Annotated in this window: 4 protein-coding genes; 3 read left to right on the top strand and 1 reads right to left on the bottom strand. The window is 42.9% G+C overall.

Annotation, left to right across the window (positions count from 1 at the left end; translation table 11 throughout):
• The first annotated feature begins 219 nt into the window (after positions 1-219).
• The 3 genes from QZ379_RS11785 (at position 220) to QZ379_RS11795 (ending at position 4,812) form a co-directional block, all read left to right on the top strand.
• Positions 220-933, top strand: coding sequence for a DNA alkylation repair protein (locus tag QZ379_RS11785; RefSeq protein ID WP_291564963.1), 714 nt, complete (start codon positions 220-222; stop codon positions 931-933).
• A gap of 28 nt (positions 934-961) precedes the next feature.
• Positions 962-1,606 carry a nitroreductase gene (locus QZ379_RS11790; protein ID WP_291564966.1) on the top strand — a complete coding sequence of 215 codons (645 nt, stop codon included), beginning with the start codon at positions 962-964 and terminating at the stop codon, positions 1,604-1,606.
• A 116-nt stretch (positions 1,607-1,722) separates the two neighbouring features.
• Complete coding sequence (locus QZ379_RS11795; RefSeq protein WP_291564969.1) at positions 1,723-4,812, top strand: chondroitinase family polysaccharide lyase; 3,090 nt, start codon at positions 1,723-1,725, stop codon at positions 4,810-4,812.
• 71 nt (positions 4,813-4,883) lie between these two features.
• Here QZ379_RS11795 and QZ379_RS11800 read toward each other — a convergent pair whose 3' ends face one another.
• Positions 4,884-5,741, bottom strand: coding sequence for a hypothetical protein (locus QZ379_RS11800; RefSeq protein ID WP_291564971.1), 858 nt, complete (start codon positions 5,739-5,741; stop codon positions 4,884-4,886).
• Between the last annotated feature and the right edge of the window lie 67 nt (positions 5,742-5,808).

Consider the following 5,808-nt stretch of genomic DNA (forward strand, 5'->3'; position numbering starts at 1 on the left):
GTTGCTCAGGAACTTATAAAAATAATTATCAATTATGTTGCGGAATTAAGGATTGAATATGTGCAATAATAGAAATTATTTCTTTTCTTTGTAGAAACATTACTAAAAAATCAGGCATAAAAAAACGACGAGGCGTTTGACTTTAAACGACGAAGCATTTTAACCCAAACGACGAAGCGTTTTGAAAATGCATTTTTGGAACTTAATTTTAATGTCCGTATGAACGAATTTCTTTACAATGGCCTTTCTATAAAGGAACACCTGCTGAAGCTTTCGGAAAACTCCAGCAAGCAGTTTGCACAGACACTCAATCCGGGAGTGGAAAATGTTCTTGGTCTGCGTATTCCTGACCTTAGGAAACTGGCGGCGGGAATAGCCAAATCGGATTGGGAGGCATATCTTGCTACTGCATCAACATTCTACATGGAGGAGAGAATGCTTCAGGGAATGGTTTTGGGATGTATAAAACCCGATAATGACATTGAGAAATATCTGGCACGTGTCACACGTTTCGTAAAAATAATCAACAGCTGGTCTGTATGCGATACGTTCAAGTTTGCCGGAGGGAAAAAATATGTTTCATTGCATGCGGACAGAATCTGGGAATATCTGAAAACATTTATGCATGCCGATGGGGAATATGAGATACGTTTCGGTGTGGTGATGGCAATGGTGTATTTTATAGATGATGCCCATATAGACGAACTTCTCAATCTGCTTGACGGTATCAGACACGAAGGGTATTATGTCAAGATGGCTGTGGCATGGGCTTTATCATACTGTTTCGTTAAATATCCGGAAAAGACTATGGATTATTTGTCACGTTCTTCCCTCGACAACTTTACATATAACAAATCCATACAGAAGGCTATAGAGTCATTCCGTGTGGATGACAGTCTGAAAGCTAAGCTTCGCATCATGAGGCGCAAATGAATACTGAATCACTATTAAAATTTCAAATATGAGAACAAATCCTAAATTATTGCTGTTGGCCGGAATAGCGGCTTTATGTTCATGTACACCGTCGCCCAAGAATGCGGAAGCTGAAAAGGCTGTTTCAGGTGCTGAAAATCAGGTGGTAGAAACCATTATGGCTCGCAGGAGCATCCGTAAATACAAACAGCAGCCTGTAGAAAAAGACAAGCTGCAACAGATTTTGGAATGTGGAATAAATGCTCCGAACGGTATGGGAAGGCAGTCATGGGAAATACGTGTGGTTGATACTCCGGAACTCCTGGCAGAGATTGATTCTCTTAATACCAAATTGGCTGTAGCCGGAGGGATGGATGTATCGAAGGTGCGCCCTGCTGCATATGGTGCACCGGCATTGGTGTTTATCGCAAATGACACTACTTACGATTTGTCGCAAGTGGATTGCGGTCTGCTTGGCGGAAATATGATTCTCACAGCCCAGTCCATGGGGATTGGTTCCTGCTGTCTTGGAGGTATAGTAAGGACTTTGAAATCTCCGGAGGCAGAAGGATTGCTCAAACGCCTGGAATTGCCCGAGAACTATAATTTGCTTTATGCCATTGCTTTCGGCTATCCTGATGAATCGCCTGCCGCCAAACCGCGAAAAGCTGAGAAAATCAGATTTGTGGATTAATCCATTATAATATTTTATTAACCTCGTCATTTATATAATTGAAAAGAAATTTGTATATTTGCCGAGGTTAATATAAATATGTTTGAATATATCGGTTAACTTAAATAAAATTATTTATGAAAGAAATTATTAATCTTAAATTTAGGGCCAAATTAGGTTTGGCCATGGCCTCATTTGTGGCTTTTGGAGCTTCTGCCCAGGTGGTCAAACACGAACGCCTACTTTCGTTTGAGGATGGTACTGTACCGTCTTTTATCACGACTTCGCAAGGCTCATTAGGCATTAATGACGAACATTATAAAGATGGACTTCACTGTATGAAGTGGACATATCAGCCGGGTTCCGTACTGTCTTTCAAGAAAGATTTGAAATTTGAGAAACTTGATTCTACCGGCAAGGACCTCTATTTGTCGGCCTTCATAGTTTGGGTGTATAATGAAAAAGCTCAGGACAAGAAAATCCGTTTTGAGTTTCTCAAGGACGGTAAGGTCTGTACTTCTTTCCCGTTCGGTATAAATTTCACCGGATGGCGTGCCGCATGGGTTTGCTACGAGAGAGATATGGAAGGTACACCCGAGGAAGGTATGAATGAAATCCGTGTTCAGGCTCCGGACGTAGAAGGAACTCTGTATTTTGACCATATTGTTACTGCCAGCAAGGTGGACCCGCGCCAGCAGACAGCCGATGTGCAGGTGCCGTTCGTAAACAAGGGAACAATAAACCACTGGTTGCAGATTTATCCGCATTCTCTCTGGAAACCGGATATAGAACTCACTGAACTAACAGAAAAGAACAGACAGGACATCCAGCTTATGGAGAAGAAATTCCGCGATATGCTGTACACTCCTTCCAAACTTACAGAGAAGGAAGTAAAGGCTGTCAGGAAAGCCTTCGAACAATATAATATAGTATATAAGAACGGTAAGGTGAGCGGTATGCCAATCTTCATGGTGCGTCAGGCTGAGGCATATGAGCGTATGACAGAAGGATGGGACAAGGATATGTTTACAAAATTAGGTATGGAGATGAACAAGTACTTCAACCTGATGAAGCGTGTTGCTGTGGCATATAACAATGCTACCAAGGATGCCGACCGCGAAGAGTTGGAATATATTTTCAATGCCATGTACGACCATATCACAGACCAAGGTGTGGCTTATGGCAGCTGCTGGGGAAATATTCATCATTATGGCTACAGCATGCGCGGACTCTATCCGGCGTACTTCCTTATGAAGGACGTACTCAGAAAAAGAGGAAAACTGCAGGAAGCAGAGAATACTCTCCGCTGGTACTCCATTGCAAACGAAGTATATCCTAAACCAACCGGAAACGGTATAGATATAGATACGTTCAATACTCAGACTCAGGGACGTATAGCCAGCATACTCATAATGGAGGACACTCCTGAAAAACTTCAGTATCTGCGCTCGTTCTCCAGATGGATAGACTACGGATGTCGCCCGGCACCGGGATTGATGGGCTCGTTCAAGGCAGATGGAGCATCTTTCCATCATTGCAATAACTATCCGGCATATGCCGTTGGAGGTCTTGACGGAGCTACAAACATGATTTATCTTTTCAGCGGTACAGACCTCAGACTGTCTGAAGAAGCGCACAATACAGTCAAGAATGTGCTTTTGGCTATGCGTTTTTACTGTAACACGCGCCAGTGGTCATTGTCAATGTCAGGCCGACACCCTAACGGAAAGGGACAGCTTATACCTGTACAGTATGCAATGATGGCAATAGCCGGTACACCTGATGGAAAGAAAAACATTGACCCTGATATGGCAGCGGCATACCTGCGCCTGATGTCATTGAGCGGTTCTATAGATAAGGATGCACCCGATTATTTGCCTCGTACATCCAATGCGCTTGAACTTGAACTGAAAAAACAGCTCGAGGATAGTGGTTACAAGCCTGAACCGGAGCCACAGGGAAATCTTGCGCTTGGCTACGGATGTGTAAGCGTGCAGCGTCGCGAAAACTGGGCAGCAGTAGTCAGAGGCCATTCCAGATATCTCTGGGCTGCCGAACACTATCTTGATGCCAATTTTTATGGCCGATACCTTGCGCACGGAAGTATGCAGATACTTACCGGAAAGCCGGGGCAGCTCGTCACTTTCGCTACTTCAGGATGGCAGGAAAACGGATTCGACTGGAATCGTATTTCGGGAGCGACATCCATACATCTGCCTTTTGACAAGCTCCGTGCCGTAGTATTGAATGTGGATACATATTCCGGTATGGAAGAAATGCTTTATTCCGATGAGGCTTTTGCCGGAGGACTGTCGCAGGCCGGTACAAACGGAAACTTCGGTATGAAGCTTCACGAGCATGACAAATACAATGGTTCGCACAGGGCAAGAAAGTCATATCACTTCTTCGACGGGACTATTGTGTGCCTCGGTTCTGATATAGAGAATGACAATAAGGAATACGAAACGGAAACTACAGTATTCCAGCTTGCAGCCGTAACTCCTGAAATGAAGAATTACTGGACTGATTATACATCGGACGGCAGAACTTTCATTGACCCGAACGGAGTAGGTTACTATCTTTCAAAGGAAACTTCTGCAGAATCTAAATTTGAGAAAAACTTCCCTCAGACTACCGTAGGCGAGCGCAGCACCAAGCCTACTACCGGCGACTGGGTATCTTTGGTTGTAGCACACGGCAAAGCTCCGAAGGCTAAGGGATATGAATATGCGGTTCTTCCGCGCACTGATGCTGCAGCTTTAAGCAAGTTTGCCAAGAAACCTGCATATAAGGTTCTTCAGCGTGATAGAAATGCACATATAGTAAGAACTGCCGATGGTAAACTTACTTCGTACGTGCTGTTTGAAACTCCTGAGACCGAACTGCCAAAAGGTCTTGTACTGAAAGCAGATACCTCATGTCTTCTGATGGTAAATGACGCAAAGGACAAAGTCCTGCTTACAGTAGCCCAGCCGGATTTGGCTTTATATCGTGGCGACAGTGATGAGGCTTTCGATGAGAATGGAAAGAGAAAGGAGCGCAGTATCTATTCCCGTCCGTGGAAGTTTGATGAAAGTCAGGAAATTCCTGTTACCATTACTCTGAAAGGTAAATGGAATGTCAGGGAAACTCCTTTCTGCAAGGTAGTATCTTCTGATAAGAAGCAGACAGTCCTGAAGTTTACTTGCAAGGATGCTGCAAGCTATGATGTGGAACTGACAAAATAGTTTTAGATTATTTCAAAACATAAAAAACTCGCCGAAACTGCTCGGCGAGTTTTTTTGTGAAATAAGTTATATTAGAAACTGAATGCAACGAACAAAGAAGTTCCGATGTTTTCTGTTCCGAAACGGAAGCCTGAATCACTTTTACCGGTCCATCTTGTGTTTTCTTCTACTCTGTTGAAGTCAGGATTGAAACGTTCTGATTTCTGGTATTTCTTACTACCTGTAGTCCAAAGCAGATTGAGTGACATTTCGCAACCGATTGAAATCTTAGGAGCAATGTAGTATTCTACACCTACGAAACCGCCTACACCGTATGTCCAGCTGCTACCGTCGCTCTGCATGAGGAGGCGTGAGTTGCCGCCGATGTTATCAGATAAAGAAGGTGCGGAAGTCCAGTTAATACTTGTAGGATTTTGATTAATTTCAGTAATGGCGTTTCCATATCCGAAGAAATGCTTATTGTTGGAATAAGCTAAAACAGCTTGTCCACCCCAAAAACCTTGAAGACGTTTTCCGCCTCTGCGCCATTCATAGCCTATAGCTACAGACATTCCTGATTCCCTTAATTTGTATGTATCTTCTACCAAGTCTACACTTAGAGGATCTTCAGCTACAGCAGCATCATCTGTAACATATGCACTTTTAGTTGTTGAATTGATTCCAATTCCCACATTAAGTCTTAAAGCTGTTTGGTCTGTAAGGAAATATTTACCGAAAATAGACATTGTAGGGTTGTTGAGTCCTATAACGGAAGGAATGCCTCCGATTTTGTTGGCATCTATTGTGTTATTACCCGCATCACTGAAACAGTTACCTAAATAATCTAAGAATGGAATTGCATTAATTCCAATAGTAACATCTCCTGCTTCTGGGAGATAGTTCTTTTCCGGCTTTTTGGCATCAACATAAGTTGTAGACGCTAATATCATACAAGCCGAGGCTAATAAGTAACTATTCAAAATTAATTTTATATATATGAGTAATTCACAAATAAGT

The organism is Bacteroides sp., assembly GCF_019417265.1.
GTDB lineage: Bacteria > Bacteroidota > Bacteroidia > Bacteroidales > Bacteroidaceae > Phocaeicola.